Genomic DNA, 15847 nt, shown 5'->3' on the forward strand with positions numbered 1-15847 from the left:
TTGGACGATGACACTCCCAGACCATATCAAGATCGAAGCGAAGCGAGACCTGACGGACCTCGTCGCGATCCCTTCCGTCAGCGCCCGAGTTGAAGGCCTCGATGCGTGCGCCGATAAGGTTGCCGCTCTTCTCGCCGACGCCGGCTTCCAAACTGCAATCGAGCCAGGGGACGTCGGTCCGTTCGTAACCGGAGAAATCGGTGAGGGCCCCTTCACACTGGTGATCTACAACCACTACGACGTTCAGCCTGAAGAGCCTATCAATCTTTGGACGGCACCGCCCTTCAGCCTGACGGAGCGCCACGGCGCGCTCTTCGGCCGCGGTGCGGCAGACGACAAGGGCGAATTCGTCAGCCGCATTGCCGGATGGCGCCTATTCCGGGAACGACACCCCGGCCCCTTACCCTTCCGCCTGATCTGGATCGTCGAGGGCGAAGAGGAAATCGGAAGTCCTTCGCTCGTACGCTTCCTTGAGAAACGTTATCCAGGCCTTCAAGCTGACCTCTGCTGGTGGGAATTCGGGGAGGTCGATACACGCGGCCGACCGGTGGTCCTCATGGGCTTCAAGGGTGTGTTGGCGATCGAGCTGAGCGTTCGCACCGCACGCGCTGATCTGCATTCCAGCCTCGGCGCCATATTCGATAATCCCCTATGGCGGCTGGCCTCTGCTGTCGCTTCCATGCGCGATGCAGCCGGCCGTGTCCTGATCAAAGGCTTCTACGAAGGCATCGAGCCCGATCGAGCGACGAGAGAACTTGCCGCTTCGCCCCCGTTTCCACTGGAAGACTTAATGGCGGCAACCGGGGGGCAAAAGCTTCTTGGCGCCGTGACGCCATCCAACTTTTACGAGCACCTCAACTTCGAACCCTGCCTGAACGTCAACGGTATCCATGGCGGATACGAGGGAGCTGGCACGAAGACGGTTCTGCCGGCGACCGCGACCGCCAAGCTCGATTTTCGTCTCGTCCCTGGACAGAACCCCAAAGCCGTCGCTGACCTGGTACGCCTGCACCTGGACGACAACGGCTTTGACGATATCGAGCTGATCGTTCACGACGCCGAGGTCTTGGGTGTTCGCAGCGATCCGTCGCATTGGGCCGTCAAGCTCGGGGCGAAGTTGCTGGAAAAGTGGTTCGGCCAGCCTGCCATCCTTCAGCCGAGTTCGGCAGCCTCGGGGCTTGCGCACCCCTTCGTGCATCAGCTCGGCGCCACGCTTTTCGGTGCGGGCATCACGCACCATGGCGCAATGTTGCACTCTCCCGATGAGAACATCCTCATCGACCAGTTCCACCAGATGATCGGCTTCTCCGCAGACTTCTTCTCCGCGCTCGCCAGCCAGTGCGGATCGGCGACAGACGTTGGTTACCAGCAACGCGAGACCGGGTCATGATCGAAGCGGTTGTCCAGTATTTTCCCCAGCTCCTGCAGGGCTTCCTCGTCACGCTCTCCGTCGCCGTCGGAAGCTTTGTCCTTGGACTGATCTTCGCGGTCGTGCTTGCACCGGCCGCGGTCTACGGATCCGCCCCGGTTCGCAAGGTCATCGCCGGTTACGTCAGCCTCATTCGGGGTCTGCCGGAACTGCTGGTCATCTTCCTGATCTTCTACGGCGGCACGGTTCTATTGACCGGTCTTTTCGGCGTCTATGTCGAAGTGGATGCTCTCACCGCCGGCATCGCAGCGCTGACTGTCGTCTCGACCGCCTATCTGACGGAGATCGTCCGCGGCGCACTGGTCGGGGTGTCGTCAGGTCAATGGGAGGCGGCACTCGCTCTCGGCCTTCGCAGGCCCGGAGCGTTCCGGCTCATCGTCCTGCCGCAGATGATGGTCCGAGCCCTGCCCGGCCTCGGCAATCAGTGGCTCGTGATCCTGAAGGAGAGCGCCTTGGTCTCGATCGTCGGACTCGAGGAATTGATGCGCAAATCCGTCGTCGCGGCCGGCGCAACCCACAAGCCCCTCGCCTTCTACCTTACGGCTGCGGCGCTGTATGTGCTGGTGACCGGCGTCTCGACGCTCTTCATCAATGCCTACAATCAGCGCCTGACCACTCATCTGCGGTAGTCCCATGTCATTGGATCTCTTTCTTCCTGCTTTCATCACCATCAAGAACGGCTTCGTTCTGACACTGATCATCACCCTGGCGAGCTTTCTCGTGGGACAGGTGCTCGCGCTGCCGGTCGCCCTGGCTCTGTCCTCTCCCTCAAGGTGCTTGCGGCTTCCGGCGTCTGCCTACACATTCGTCATCCGTGGCAGCCCGCTTCTCGTGCAGCTCTTCATTGTCTACTACGGCCTAGGACAGCTCGAGGCCGTTCGCGAGAGCGTCCTCTGGCCCATCCTCCGCAGCCCGGTCTACTGCGCCGTCCTGACGATCGCCCTCAACTCGGCCGCCTATTCGGCTGAGGTCCTGGCCGGTGCAATCCGGCAGGTGCCCAAAGGGCAGTGGGAAGCCGGGAAAGCCCTCGGGTTGGCAAAATACGTCCTGTTGATCAAGGTCGTCCTGCCGCAGATCTACCGCGCCGTGTTGCCAAGCATCGGCAACGGACTGATCCTCGTCATGAAGGGGTCGACCCTCGCCAGCGCGGTCACGGTCATGGAAATGACCGGTGCAGCCCGCGTATTCGTCGCCAAGACCTATGCACCATTCGAAACGTTCCTGATCGCGGGTGCCATCTATCTCTTGATCGGCGCCGCCTTCGGTCGGGTCTTCAAGGGGCTCGAAACAAGGTTCGCCATCCCAGGCCGATAAGCCAACACGATCGACAGTCACGAGAACTGCAAGCGGAGAACGTCTTCCGCGCGGCGCAGCCAATGCACACTTCTGGAGGAGAAAAAATGTCAAAGTCAGCAGTCAAGATCGCCGGCATGAACAAGTGGTACGGCGCTTTCCACGTCTTGAAGGACATCGATCTAGATGTTCAGCAGGGTGAACGCATCGTCATTGCCGGCCCGTCGGGCTCCGGCAAGTCGACGATGATCCGCTGCATCAATCGGCTCGAAGAGCACCAGAAGGGCAAGATCGTCGTCGACGGCATCGAGCTCACCAACGACCTGAAGAAGATCGATGAAGTGCGTCGCGAAGTCGGCATGGTGTTCCAGCACTTCAACCTCTTCCCGCACCTGACGATCCTCGAAAACTGCACGCTTGCGCCGATATGGGTGCGCAAGATGCCGAAGAAGCAGGCCGAGGAACTGGCGATGCACTTCCTGAAGCGCGTCAAGATCCCCGAGCAGGCGAACAAGTATCCGGGCCAGCTCTCCGGTGGTCAGCAGCAGCGCGTGGCGATCGCCCGCTCGCTGTGCATGAAGCCGAAGATCCTGCTCTTCGATGAGCCGACCTCGGCGCTCGACCCGGAAATGGTCAAGGAAGTGCTCGACACCATGGTGTCGCTCGCCGAAGAAGGCATGACCATGCTGTGCGTGACCCACGAAATGGGCTTCGCCCGCCAGGTCGCCAACCGCGTGATCTTCATGGACCAGGGCCAGATCGTCGAGCAGAACTCGCCGGCCGAGTTCTTCGACAATCCGCAGCACGAGCGCACCAAGCTGTTCCTCAGCCAGATCCTGCACTGACCGACGGCATTGCACCATTCCGCGCGTCCGCGCCCGTTCTTGTCGAGCCCCGCTCGATGTCATGATTACCCCGGCCGATCATTCGTCGGCCGGGGCCCGGCCGCGACCGGATGGCTATCGACAAAGCCGTCGCAATCCTCAAGGTGGCAAAGCGCTCGATGATTGTCGCCGGCGCTTGTGCCGCCGGTGCGCCAACCCATTGCAGGAAAACGCGGCGCGCCAGCCGCAGCGACACCCGTCGACGTGAGTTTCCAGGTAGACGCTCGTCAGGTTAGAGCTTCGCCCTCGTCGACCGCGGCGTGGACAAAAGAAGGCTCGTCTCGCTGCCCATAATGCCGGGCACGAGACGGATCTTGCGCAGCACGGCATCGAAGTTGGCCAGGCTCGATGCGCTGAGTTCCACCAGCAAATCCCACCGGCCGTTCGTCGTGTGAATCTGCGAGATTTCAGGAAAGCCGCCGAGCGTGCGGATCACCCGATCGGTCACATGGCCCTCGATCTCAACCATCATCACCCCACGAACGACATCTTCAAGCGCATCGGCACGCAGCATCACCGTATAGCCGAGGATGGTCCCGTCCTGCTCCATCCGCTCGATGCGCGCCCGCACGGTCGCCCGCGAGGCGCCCGTTTCCAGCGCGAGATCCGAGACACTTCGACGCCCATTGCCGCGCAACAGCATCACGATCTTCTGGTCGAGAGCATCCATGCCGATTTGGATTCCGTTCTTATCAATTTGGTCAAACTAGCATCTCGATATGCCAAAATTCAATGTTCAATCCGCCATCGATGACTTTTATAATCATGAAAACAAACGGGAGTACACTATGGACTGCACGCTCATCGGCGCGCCCCTGCAAATCGGGGCAGGGCAGCTTGGCTGCGAGATGGGGCCGAGCGCCCTGCGCATCGCTGGCCTTCGTACGGCACTGGAAGAACTGGGCCATTCGGTCAAGGACAATGGCAATCTCAGCCCGCGTGCGTTCGACGAGATGCCCCATCCGAACAAGGCCGTCCATCACCTCGGCGAAACGGTCGCCTGGGTCGAAGCGCTGTCTGCTGCTGCCTACGAACACAGCAAGGCGGGCATGCCCATTTTCCTCGGCGGCGACCATGCCATCTCCGCGGGTACCGTTCCGGGTCTCGCACGCCGAGCCGCCGAACTCGGGCGGCCGCTGTTCGTGCTCTGGCTGGACGCCCATACCGACTTCCACACTCTCGAAACGACGGTCAGCGGCAACCTGCACGGCACGCCCGTCGCTTACTATACCGGCCAGACCGGTTTCGATGGCTTCTTCCCTGCGCTTGCCCATCCCGTTGCCGCAGAAAACGTCTGCATGATCGGTATCCGCAGCGTTGACGCCGCCGAAAAGGCCGCCATTCGCACCACCGGCATCACGGTGCACGACATGCGCGTAATCGATGAGCATGGCGTGGCCGTCCTCGTCCGCAATTTCATCGAACGGGTCCGGGCCGCAAACGGCCTCCTGCACGTCAGCTTCGATGTCGACTTCCTCGAGCCGGACATCGCGCCGGCCGTCGGCACCACGGTACCGGGAGGAGCAACTTTCCGCGAGGCGCACCTGATCATGGAAATGCTGCATGATAGCGGGCTCGTGACCAGCCTCGACATTGTCGAGCTCAATCCGTTCCTCGACGAGCGCGGCAAGACCGCACGGCTGCTCGTCGATCTCGTGGCCAGCCTGATGGGCAAGCGGGTGATGGATCGCCCGACTGTTACTGGCTGATTTCGAATGTTCTTTGGTTGGAGGGAAAATGAATACTGATCCGAAACTGAACGTGGTTCCGTTCGTAAGCGTCGACCACATGATGAAACTGGTTCTGAAGGTCGGCATCGACCGGTTCCTGACGGACCTGGCGGCCACAATCGAGGAGGACTTCCGCCGCTGGCCGGTCTTCGACAAGACCCCGCGCGTCGCTTCCCATTCGCAGGAAGGCGTCATCGAGCTGATGCCCACCAGCGACGGAACGCTTTACGGCTTCAAATACGTCAATGGTCACCCGAAGAACACGCGCGATGGCCGCCAGACCGTGACGGCCTTCGGCGTGCTCTCGGATGTCGGCAACGGCTACCCGATGCTGCTCACCGAAATGACGATCCTGACCGCGCTGCGCACTGCGGCAACGTCCGCGGTCGCGGCGAAGTACCTTGCCCGGCCGAATGCCCGGACCATGGCCATCATCGGCAATGGTGCGCAGAGCGAATTCCAGGCTCGCGCCTTCAAGTCGCTGCTCGGCATCGACAAGCTTCGCCTCTACGATATCGACGCCTCCGCCACCCGGAAATGCGCACGCAACCTCGCAGGACTCGGCTTCACCATTGAAGAATGCACCTCGGTCGAAGAGGCGGTCGAAGGCGCGGACATCATCACCACGGTGACCGCCGACAAGCAGTACGCGACGATCCTATCGGACAACCATGTCGGTCCCGGTGTCCACATCAACGCGGTGGGCGGTGACTGCCCCGGCAAGACCGAACTCAGCAAGGACATTCTGCTGCGCTCGGACATCTTCGTCGAATATCCGCCGCAGACACGCATCGAAGGCGAAATCCAGCAGCTGCCGGCTGAGCACCCCGTCGTTGAACTCTGGCAGGTCATGACCGGCGAGACAGAGGGCCGCAAGAGCCCGGATCAGATCACGCTCTTCGACAGTGTCGGTTTTGCGATCGAGGACTTCTCCGCCCTTCGCTACGTCCGGGACCAGATTGCCGAACACGGTATGTTCACAGAACTCGACCTCCTCGCTGATCCCGACGAGCCACGTGACCTCTACGGCATGCTTCTGCGGTGTGAGAAGAAACTCGAAGCGGCATAGACTGACGCGAAGTAATCACGTTCCCCGGTTTGTCGACGGTCAAGCCGGGGGAACGCTGGGCGTCAGTCGCCAAGCAGCCTGATAGAGGCCAATTGAGCGCCTTGAAGGGAATCGAACTTACTACCCAATTCCTTGAAAACCGCGGCACAAAAAGTAATACCTTGGATAAATAATTCCCTACACGGGTCCGGCCATGACGACGACAGTTACATCCAAGGGACAAATTACTATTCCCAAGCCTGTGCGCGATCTCTTGGGTATCGTGCCTGGAAGCAAGATAGACTTCCGACGCACTTCAGATGGAAGCGTTGTCCTCGTCCATGCTGCGAAAAAGCAGCCGCCCAGCCGCTTCGCGAAACTACGAGGGCATGCGGGCAAGGGCCTCGACACTGACGCGATCATGGCGCTTACGCGTGGCGAACCGTGATACTCGTAGACACGAAAGTCCTTCTCGACGTCGTTACCGATGATCCAACTTGGGCCGATTGGTCGATAGCGCAGCTGGAAGCCGCAAGCCTCGGGGGAGCAATCTGGATCAACGACATCGTCTACGCGGAACTCGCCGTCCACTACGATCGGATCGAAGACGTTGACGGCTTGCTTGATCAAGCGGGGTAGAAGCTGGCGGCGGTACCCCGTGAGGCCCTCTTTCTGGCAAGCAAGGTTTTCACACGATATCGCAAAGCAGGCGGAACGCGGACAGGGGTGCTCCCTGATTTCTTCATGGGTGCGCACGCAGCGGTTAGCGGATATTCGCTGCTCACACGCGACGTCGGCCGTTATCGCACCTACTTCCCAACGTGACGCTGATTGCGCCGAACTTGCCGACCTGATGAAGCTGCTCATGGGAGGCTCAGTTCCCGTCGATACATTATGCGATCCAAAATGCACAAAACCGGAAGATGCGCGTTGCGCAAACGCGGGAGGAATACTGTGCGTTGGCGCACTTCAGCAGAGAGTCAGAAACAGGCGGCGACCCCACTCCCCTTTTCTGGAACATTGTCGCAGCTCAACGGTTTTGCGTTCACAAACGAGGAGGTGGAAGATGATTGGTGTGAACCAGCAATCGATTGAAGATCAAATCGCCGAATTGCGATCGCAGATCGCGGAGGTGAAGCAAGCTGTGAGTGAGGGGGTCAATTCTGCGGCTGAAGGCGCCTCTGAAATAGCTAGGAACGCAGCCCAGACGGTCCGACAGCAAGGACAGGGCGCAATAGAGGCCGCGCGGGAAAATCCCGGAACAGCAACGACAATCGTCAGTACGGCCGCGCTTATCGGATTTTGCATCGGCCTATACCTGGGCCTTTCTTCGACGAGTGGCGTTCGGGCGCGCTGGTAGGCAGGAGCCATCTTATCTTTCGAAGCCCAATCGAACATCCCTAGCATTTCTAACCGAGCAACTGATCCGCAGCCGGATGGCATCTGTTAGTCGGCAAAAGGCGTGTTAGGTAAAGACTCCTTGCCGATTGCCGATTTGTCGGTGCCGCCGCCCGCCAGCGATCCCGGTCAGCCGGCTCTTGCGGTCGAAAGCTGACGACGAATTTGGACGCGCGCGGCTCGAAAGGCCGAGGCGCAAGGGTGAGCTTCCCTCCACTCAAGCCAAAGGCAACCGAAGTGTTGCCGACAGAGTTCGCCTCGACGAACGGGGCGCGGCGCTCGACGTAGTTGCCGTTCGAGTTACCAGCGACCTGCACGCCGATTGGCCGATTGATGCCGGGGGTGCCATGTTCACAGAACTCGACCTCCTCGCTGATCCCGACGAACCGCGACCTCTACGGCAGCTGCTTCGCTGCGCGAAGAAGCTCGAAGCGGCATAGACTGACGCGAAGCAATCACGTTCCCCGGTTTGTCGACGCTCAATTGGGGGCCAAAGGATCAGTTGACCCGGGCTCCTTCGGCGCAGAACAGATGGATCTTCTGGTTCTTCGGCTGGAGATAAATCTGCTCCTCAGGCTTCAGGTCCACGCGGCGATGCAGCACGACCCCCGCCGTCTGCGTGCCGACGCGCACCAGAAGGTGGGTTTCGGCGCCGGTTGGCTCGACCGTCAGCACGGTTGCCGGTATGCCGGTTTCGGCTATCTCCAGATCTTCCGGGCGGATGCCGTAGGTGCGTGCTTCACCGTGACCCAGCGACGTCGGCAGCGGCAGGGAAACACCGCCGTCAATGAAAAAGCCGCCATCACCGACGTTGCCCTCAAAGAGGTTCATCGACGGCGAGCCGATGAAGGTGGCGACGAAGGTATTGTCCGGGCGATCATAGAGGTCGAGCGGCTTGCCCATCTGTTCGATACGGCCGGCGCGCATGACGACGATCTTGTCGGCCATGGTCATGGCTTCGATCTGGTCGTGGGTAACGTAGACGATGGTCGTGCCGAGCCGCTGGTGCAATTCCTTGATCTCGCTGCGCATGGTCACGCGCAGCTTAGCATCGAGATTGGACAGCGGCTCGTCGAAGAGGAACACCTTGGGGTGACGAACAATGGCGCGGCCCATGGCGACACGCTGACGCTGGCCGCCGGAGAGCTGCTTGGGCAGACGGTCGAGCAGCGGCTCAAGCGCGAGAATTCCGGCAGCCTCCTTCACCAGCTTATCGATCGTCGCCTTGTCTCGACCCTGGAGCTTCAGGGAGAAGCCCATGTTCTCCTTGACCGTCATGTGCGGATAGAGTGCGTAGCTCTGGAACACCATGGCGATGTCGCGCTCCTTGGGTGCGACGTCGTTGACGACGCGCCCATCGATGCGGATTTCGCCGCCGCTGATGTCCTCGAGCCCCGCAAGCATGCGCAGGAGCGTGGACTTGCCGCAGCCGGACGGTCCGACGAGCGTGACGAATTCTCCATCCTCAATGTCCACGGAAACGCCGTGGATGACGGAGGCTGCGCCATACTGTTTCAGAACGCGGTCGATCGCTACCGATGCCATTTTTCTTCCTCCCTCAAATCTTGAGTTGCCAGATTTTCGCGCCCGTGACGGCGCCCGTCAGCCTTGCCGATCGCGCGGCGGCAAATCCGGGAATGCGCTTGGTGCCTGTCCAGCGGCCGTTGTCGGCAAAGACCTCGATCGAGCCCGCATCGAGGAAGATGCGCAGCTGCGAAGGTCTGGCGCCTGACGCCAGATATCGCGGTGGCGGCTTGCCGGTACCGGCATCGAAGAGGATTGCAAGGCCCTCGTCATCGAGCCTGACGCCAAGCGCGACATCCGGGTGATCGAGGACGAGCTCGAAAGCCGCGCCGGTCTCGGGCAGTGCAAGCACGATCTCGACCGCACCGCTTTCGAGTGGAACCGTTTCGCCCGCAGCAAGGGCTGTTTCATCGAGCAGCCTGTGGCGCAGGTTTTCGACTGCCGCGACCGGCGGCGTCAACACGGCACCCCCATCGAGAAGCACGCGACGCGGCAAGGTCATCGCCGTCGGGAAATCGTCCTTCTTGGAAAAGTCTGTCCAGTTGGCAAGCCAGGCGATGCCGACCGGTTCGTCGCCGTCGACGAAGGCCTGGAAGGCGTAGGCGTCGGAGCCGAAATCCAGTTCCTGTTCGAATTCGGCCGTGAACGCCCGGCCGTCGAAGCGGCCGACGGTGACGGATGTGAGGTTGCGCCGGCCGGTGGCCGGGTCACGGCTTGTGAGCAGGCCAAAGATCAGCGCCCAGCGGGTCTCCGGATCATCCGCCATGCCGCCGACCGGCAGCATGCACGGGCACTCCGCTGCGGTCATGCCGAAACCGTCCTCGCGATGGATGATGTCGAGGAAGGTCCAGCCCGTGGCACCCTGCAGATCCGCCGTCTCGTAAAGCAGGACGACACCGCCCGATCGGTCGCGACTGCCAAGCAGCATCTTCCAGCGGCCGTCCGGGCCCTTGAACACATAGGGATCGCGGAAATCAGTCGTGAGGTTCAGGCCCTCCGGACGGATAGGCAGGATCACCTCGGACGGGCCAGCAACGATGCCGTCTCGGCTGACGGCCGAGAGCTGGATCTGCTCCTCCGGCTCCCGGTCGCGAACGTGTTCGGTGTAGAAGACCCGGATGTCGTCCCCGTCCGGCCCGGAGACGGGGACGGCCGAGCCGGAAAAGGCGCCGCCACGGCCATCGTCCTTTTCCGACAGGTGATCCGCCGGAAACAGGAACATCGGCACGTGCGTCCAGCGGATCCAATCTTTGGAGACCGCATGGCCCCAGTGCATGGTGTTCCAACGCAAGCCATGCGGATAGTGCTGATAGAAGAGATGGCCGAGGCCCTTGAACCGGCCGAAGCCGTTCGGGTCGTTCATCCAGCCGAAGGGCGGACGGAAATGGTAGCTGCCGGGAACCTCAGGCGGCGCCGTGCGGACGTCGCAATGGAGGACGCGGATCCCCTCCTCCATTACCGTCTGCGGGTGGAACGCATAGGCGACGGAGAGCGCGGTTGTGTCCGCATCATAGGCAAGCACCGTGCGGCCAGTCGTCTCGAGCGTCACCGCGAAGAATTCGAACTCCCCGGCGCGGCGCGTGGACGGACCGGCAATCTCACTGCGGTCTAAGGTGACGGACAGTTTCGCCTCGTCGCCAATTTTGCGCGCCTTGAGCCAGAGATGCAGCACGGTCCCGGCCGGGAGTTCGGCCTCGACGATTTCAAGCACGCGGCTCGCGGGTCTTGTCTGCGAAGTCATAATCAACCTTTCACGGCGGAGCCGACGAACGAACTTACGAACCAGCGCTGGAAGGCGAGGTAAAGGATGAGGACAGGGATCATCATCAGCACGGACGCGGCCATGGCGCGGTCCCAGTAAATGCTGTCCTGCCCGAAGAAGGTGGCGATCGCGACGGAGATCGGCCGGGCATAGTCGGTCTGGGTGACCAGCGTCGGCCACAGATACTGGTTCCAGCTCTCGATCCCCATCAGGATCGAGACCGTCGCAAGCGCCGGCAGGCTGAGCGGCATGTAGATCGACCGGTAGATGCGAAACGCCGAGGCGCCATCCATCTCCGCAGCTTCGTAGAGTTCCTTCGGCAGTTGCGCGAAGAACTGGTAGAACAGGAAGACATAGAGCGGGCTTGCCACCCAGGGCAGGATCTGCACGGCAAACGTATCCGTCAGGCCCACCCGCGACATCATCACGACGAGCGGCATGATGATGCTTTCCTGCGGGATGACGTAGAGCGCGACCACGAGGGCAAGCAGGATCGCCTTGCCGCGAAGCGACGCCCAGGCGAGAACGAAGCCCGCCATGGAATTGATGATCAGCCCGGACACGACGGTGACGACGAGGATCACCAGCGAGTTGACGAGGTAGCGACCATAGGCAAGTTCGCCGGAGAAATTGGCGATCTCGCGGTAGTTCGACAGGGTCGGATCGCTGACCCAGAAGGCGCGGAAGCTGCCCATGTCCGCAAGGATGCGGAAACGGTCATCCTTGAGGCTGGCGATCAGCAGCATGAAGAGCGGCGAAATCATCACCAGAGCGATGATGAAGATGCAGACGGTCTGGACGACACGCAGGCCCGTCTTGCTGTTGCCGCGGGGGATCGCCAGCGGGGCTGGCTGGCTGAGCACGAGATCAGACATCGAAGCGCCTCAGGAGTTTGCGCTGGAGAAGCGCGATCAGAAGAACGATGACGAAGAGAATGACGGAGACGGCGGATGCGTATCCGAGCTTCTGTTCCTCGAAGCCGGCACGCACCATGTAGTGCACGACGGTCTCCGTGCTTTCCTTCGGTCCGCCCTGGGTCAGGATCGCAACCTGCGTGTAGAGCTTGAAGGCCTGGATCGTAGTGATGACCAGCACGAAGACGTGGGTCGGACGCAGGCCCGGCATGGTGACGTGCCAGAAGCGGCGAAACGCGCTGGCGCCGTCGATGCGGGCGGCATCGTAAAGTTCGTCCGGAATGCCCTGCAGGCCGGCGAGGTAAATGATCATCTGGAAGCCATAGGCCTGCCAGGCTGACAGCAGCACGATCGAGAACATCGCCCAGTTCGGGTCGCCGAGCCAGTCGATCGGCTGGATCATGCCGCCGGACAAGAAACCGACGATCTGGTTGAGCGGACCGCTCGGATACTGGAACAACGTGCCCCAGATCACGCAGACGACCACCATGGATGTAATCGCCGGCAGAAAGAACATGCCGCGCAGAAGGTTCTGCATCGGCAGCTTCTGGTGCAGCAGCAGCGCCGTCAGGAAAGCAAGACCGCACTGAACCGGCAGCACCCAAGCGGTGAAGCGGGTGACATTCCAGAGCGACGTCCAGAACAGCGGATCGGTGAAGACCCGCTGGAAATTCAGGAGGCCGACGAAACGCACCGGCGTCGGACGCGGCACCAGCGGCTGATTGGTCATCGCCGTCCAGAAGGATAGAAGAAACGGCGTGATCAGGAAGATGGCGAGCAGCAGCACGGCCGGTGCGATCATCGCGACCTCCTGCCAGAACCGCTGCCGGTCGCGCCGCCTGGCGGGGCGTGGCAGCGCGGCCGTAGACGTCTGTTGCAAGGTCATGGTCTCCTCCTCATCGCTCATCCTCCCGAAATCGCGCAGGGCCGGCCAGCGGGACGGCCCTGCAAAATACGCCCTATTGCTGCTCGTCGAAGGGCGGGTAGCCGGCGTTGTCCTCGATGTCCTGATCGATCTTCTTCGCCGCAGCCGTCAGTGCCTCCTGCGCATCACCGCCATTGAAGATTTTGTCGACCGCCTGCATGAAGGCCGAGGTGATCGTCGGATAGGCCGGGTGCGGCGGACGGGCGACGGCGGTTTTCGAGGCCTGCTCGAAGGCGACGGCAAGCGGCCCGCCTTCAGCGTAGAGCGGGGATTCTGCGGCAAAGCTCTTCAGGCCCGGATAGGCCGACTGGGTCTTTGCATAGTCGCGATAGTCCTTGTCCTTCAGAAGGAAGCTCAGGAATTTTCCGGCGGCCTCAGGGTTTTCGGAGCTCGCCGAGATACCCCAGATCCAGGTGCCGTTCGGGCTGACGCCCTTTTTGCCGATCTTCGGCAGCGGCATGACGACGATGTTGTCCTTCATCGCAGCGGCAGCTTCGGCGTAGAACCAGTGCCCACCCATGGCAAGCGCTGCCGGCTGCCCCTCTGCATAGAACTGGTTGGTGCCGGACGAGGTCGGAACAACCCAGCCGTTTTTCACCCAGGTCTGCATCATCGTCAGCGCCTTGACGCAGGCTTGGCTGTCGAGCGTGCCGCTCGCCTTCCAAGCCTTGCGATCGATCAGGTCGCAGCCCGCACTTTCGAGCAGCGGGCCGTAGGCATAGGTGATCCACTCGGTCTTGATCCCGTAACCGCGGAACGTGTCGATCGGCCACTTCACGCCTTCGAGTTTGGAGAGCTTTTCGAGATAGCCTTCGAATTCCTCGCGCGTCCAGGCATCATCGACAGATTTCGGAATGCGTGCGCCGATGGCTTCGAGATACTTTTTGTTGCCGTAGAGAACGACCGAGGAGTCAGTGAGACCGATTGCATAGAGGTCCTTGTCGATCGGGTAGGTTCCCTGAGCGATGTTCGAGCCGGTCATGTCGTCGAGAACATCCTTGTCGACGAGTGGCTTGATGGGCTGCAGGTAGCCCGACCAGACGTAGTTAGCGAGAAACGGCGCGTCGAGTTCCATCACGTCGGGCAACTGCTTTGCCATGACGGCGGCGCTGAACTTCTCGTTATAGGCGTCGTGCGGCGCGTAGATCATCTCGACGTCGATGTCGGGATTGGCTTCCTCGAAGCGCTTGGCGACGTCGCCATAGGCCTTCACCCAACCCGGATCGCCCTGGTGCATCACATGGATGACGGATTTTGCCTCTGCAAAACCGGCGGTCCATAAGAGTGCGGAAGACGCGAAAAGCACGCTAAGTAAACGATTACCCAGATAAGTTGTCATTGATCTTCTCCTCCTATTCAGTTCGACGAAAATGCTGATTGTCAGACCGATGCCCGCTCCACGAGATGAAACGGCAGCTTGCGCAGATGCGGCGGCTGAGGTTCCCCGGCGAGCAGTATCTCCATGGCCAGGCGGCCCATCGCGCGGTGCGGCAGGGCCATCGTCGTCAACGGCGGATCCAGCCGCGAGGCGAGCTCGACCTGGTTGTCGAAGCTGGCCACCGCAATGTCGTCCGGGATTTTAAGGCCGGCGCGCGCAAGGGCCGCATAGACTTCCATTGCGACACGGTCGTTGCCGCACAGGATCGCGTCCGGCCGCTGACCGGTGGCCAGCAATGTCTCGACATGCGACGCGACGAGGCTCGGAGCGCGGTCGCTATAAACGCTGCGGCGGACGGCCGGAAGCACACCAATCGGTTCGATGCCGGCCTCTTCAAGGGCTGCGCGAAAACCCTTCTCTCGTAGCGCCCCGGCAAGGATACCCGGCAGGTTGATGAAGGCGATGCGGCGGCGGGCAGAGGCGAGCAGGTAACGCACGATCTCGCGCGCCCCACCTTCTTCGTCGGGGACCAGTGACGTGACGCGCCCGGAGGCCTCGCGGCAATTGATCATCACGCCGACGGAGCCCGCGAGTGCCGGCGGCAGATCGACGTCCTTGTGGTACATGGCGGCATAGGCAACGGCACGCGGCCGGAACTGCTGCACCTCGTCGACCACCGAGCCGATTGACTGTCCGCTGCTGTGGTTGACGGCAAACACTGCCATGCCTGCACTGCGCGCAGCACCATCGAGCCCGCGCACGATTTCGGTGGCGAACGGCGAAGTGATGAGGCCATCAGAAACGACGCCGACCAGCGGCAGCCATCCCTGACGCACACCGCGCGCGGCGAGATTAGTCACGTAACCCAGTTCCTCCGCGATCGCCTTCACCTTCTGGCGCGTGTCGTCCGACATGCGCGCGGAGCCACCGTGCAATGCGCCGGAGACCGTCTTCACCGAGACGCCTGCACGCTCCGCAATGTCAGAAAGCGAGATTGCCACGATGCTCCTGAACTCCGTTGGGTTATCGATTACCCTATAGTTTAAACCGCGGTCTTTTGTCAAGCGCAGCCGACGGGTCCTTGCGACTTCGCCGACAAACCGCTGGTTCGTCGCAGGCGCCCATCTGACCCAAGCGACCCCTCTGCCCTTCGTTGCCCGTGGCCAAGGCGTCACGGCAGTCTTCCCTGGGGACCAAGCGACGGCGGCGATCTTCGACGTGCTCGGCAACGCCGTCGAATGCGAGAGCAAGGTGGAAGATGACCTTCTCGCCGCAGCCAGCGCCGTGATGGCCGCCTATTTCAGCATCCTGCACCGCACGACAGAATGGCTCGCCCAAAATGGCCTGCCAGGGCTGCGCCTATCTCGCGCCCCTGTTTGCGGCCTTTCTGAAGCGGCAATTCACGCAGGCAAGGATGTCGATTTCGTCGAGATGAGCCGCGAGTTTGCCACCAAGAGCGGCCTCAACGAACAGATGTTCCGGGACTTCGACGAAAGGGGCGGAACCCAAGCGCTGACGCGAGCGCTCGGCAGAGTGTTCGAGCGGATCCACAACCGCTAACA

The 15847-nt window shown here is 61.5% G+C and carries 15 protein-coding genes and 2 pseudogenes; 10 read left to right on the forward strand and 7 right to left on the reverse strand.

The window, feature by feature from the left end; translation table 11 throughout:
* The first annotated feature begins 7 nt into the window (after positions 1-7).
* The 4 genes from IB262_RS28600 to IB262_RS28615 all read left to right on the forward strand — a co-directional run bounded on the left by IB262_RS28600 (position 8) and on the right by IB262_RS28615 (position 3567).
* A complete protein-coding gene (locus IB262_RS28600) occupies positions 8-1390 on the forward strand; it encodes a M20/M25/M40 family metallo-hydrolase (RefSeq protein ID WP_192494020.1) in 1383 nt (460 codons plus the stop codon).
* A complete protein-coding gene (locus IB262_RS28605) occupies positions 1387-2058 on the forward strand; it encodes an ABC transporter permease subunit (protein WP_060517218.1) in 672 nt (223 codons plus the stop codon). Before IB262_RS28600 ends, IB262_RS28605 begins: the two co-directional genes overlap by 4 nt.
* Before the next feature lie 4 nt (positions 2059-2062).
* A complete protein-coding gene (locus IB262_RS28610; protein ID WP_192494021.1) occupies positions 2063-2743 on the forward strand; it encodes an ABC transporter permease subunit in 681 nt (226 codons plus the stop codon).
* A gap of 62 nt (positions 2744-2805) precedes the next feature.
* Complete coding sequence (locus IB262_RS28615) at positions 2806-3567, forward strand: amino acid ABC transporter ATP-binding protein (protein WP_064817053.1); 762 nt, start codon at positions 2806-2808, stop codon at positions 3565-3567.
* Between the two features lie 271 nt (positions 3568-3838).
* Here the strand turns inward: IB262_RS28615 and IB262_RS28620 are convergent, their stop codons facing one another.
* Complete coding sequence (locus IB262_RS28620; RefSeq protein WP_060517223.1) at positions 3839-4276, reverse strand: Lrp/AsnC family transcriptional regulator; 438 nt, start codon at positions 4274-4276, stop codon at positions 3839-3841.
* A 118-nt stretch (positions 4277-4394) separates the two neighbouring features.
* Here IB262_RS28620 and rocF point away from each other — a divergent pair, with 118 nt between their 5' ends.
* The 5 genes and pseudogenes from rocF (at position 4395) to IB262_RS28645 (ending at position 7744) form a co-directional block, all read left to right on the forward strand.
* A complete protein-coding gene (rocF, locus tag IB262_RS28625; protein WP_112983461.1) occupies positions 4395-5315 on the forward strand; it encodes an arginase in 921 nt (306 codons plus the stop codon).
* 28 nt (positions 5316-5343) lie between these two features.
* Positions 5344-6405 carry an ornithine cyclodeaminase gene (gene ocd, locus IB262_RS28630; RefSeq protein ID WP_060529605.1) on the forward strand — a complete coding sequence of 354 codons (1062 nt, stop codon included), beginning with the start codon at positions 5344-5346 and terminating at the stop codon, positions 6403-6405.
* Positions 6406-6598: 193 nt separating this feature from the next.
* A complete protein-coding gene (locus IB262_RS28635) occupies positions 6599-6832 on the forward strand; it encodes an AbrB/MazE/SpoVT family DNA-binding domain-containing protein (protein ID WP_060607547.1) in 234 nt (77 codons plus the stop codon).
* Positions 6829-7238 (forward strand): annotated as a pseudogene (locus IB262_RS28640) (type II toxin-antitoxin system VapC family toxin). The gene IB262_RS28635 and the pseudogene IB262_RS28640 overlap by 4 nt, the downstream one beginning before the upstream one ends.
* Before the next feature lie 212 nt (positions 7239-7450).
* Positions 7451-7744, forward strand: coding sequence for a hypothetical protein (locus IB262_RS28645; protein WP_112983462.1), 294 nt, complete (start codon positions 7451-7453; stop codon positions 7742-7744).
* Positions 7745-8280: 536 nt separating this feature from the next.
* Here IB262_RS28645 and ugpC read toward each other — a convergent pair.
* The 6 genes from ugpC to IB262_RS28675 form a co-directional block, all read right to left on the reverse strand.
* Positions 8281-9327, reverse strand: coding sequence for a sn-glycerol-3-phosphate ABC transporter ATP-binding protein UgpC (gene ugpC / locus IB262_RS28650; protein WP_113553775.1), 1047 nt, complete (start codon positions 9325-9327; stop codon positions 8281-8283).
* A gap of 13 nt (positions 9328-9340) precedes the next feature.
* On the reverse strand, positions 9341-11047 hold the full coding sequence (locus IB262_RS28655; protein WP_192494022.1) for a GH32 C-terminal domain-containing protein: 1707 nt from the start codon (positions 11045-11047) through the stop codon (positions 9341-9343).
* A gap of 2 nt (positions 11048-11049) precedes the next feature.
* Positions 11050-11943, reverse strand: a complete 894-nt coding sequence (locus tag IB262_RS28660; RefSeq protein ID WP_060644272.1) for a carbohydrate ABC transporter permease — start codon at positions 11941-11943, stop codon at positions 11050-11052.
* Entirely contained in the window at positions 11936-12868 is a 933-nt protein-coding gene (locus tag IB262_RS28665; RefSeq protein ID WP_029742590.1) for a sugar ABC transporter permease, read from the reverse strand. Before IB262_RS28665 ends, IB262_RS28660 begins: the two co-directional genes overlap by 8 nt.
* 73 nt (positions 12869-12941) lie before the next feature.
* Positions 12942-14246, reverse strand: coding sequence for a sugar ABC transporter substrate-binding protein (locus IB262_RS28670; RefSeq protein WP_246802734.1), 1305 nt, complete (start codon positions 14244-14246; stop codon positions 12942-12944).
* 41 nt (positions 14247-14287) lie between these two features.
* The gene (locus IB262_RS28675; RefSeq protein WP_192494023.1) at positions 14288-15286 is read right to left on the reverse strand and encodes a LacI family DNA-binding transcriptional regulator; all 999 of its coding nucleotides are present in this window, start codon (positions 15284-15286) and stop codon (positions 14288-14290) included.
* A gap of 124 nt (positions 15287-15410) precedes the next feature.
* Here IB262_RS28675 and IB262_RS28680 point away from each other — a divergent pair.
* Positions 15411-15845 (forward strand): annotated as a pseudogene (locus tag IB262_RS28680) (pyrroline-5-carboxylate reductase); the annotation flags it as partial.
* Positions 15846-15847 lie beyond the last annotated feature (2 nt).

It is taken from the genome of Ensifer sp. ENS02, from assembly GCF_014851885.1.
Classification (GTDB): domain Bacteria; phylum Pseudomonadota; class Alphaproteobacteria; order Rhizobiales; family Rhizobiaceae; genus Ensifer; species Ensifer adhaerens.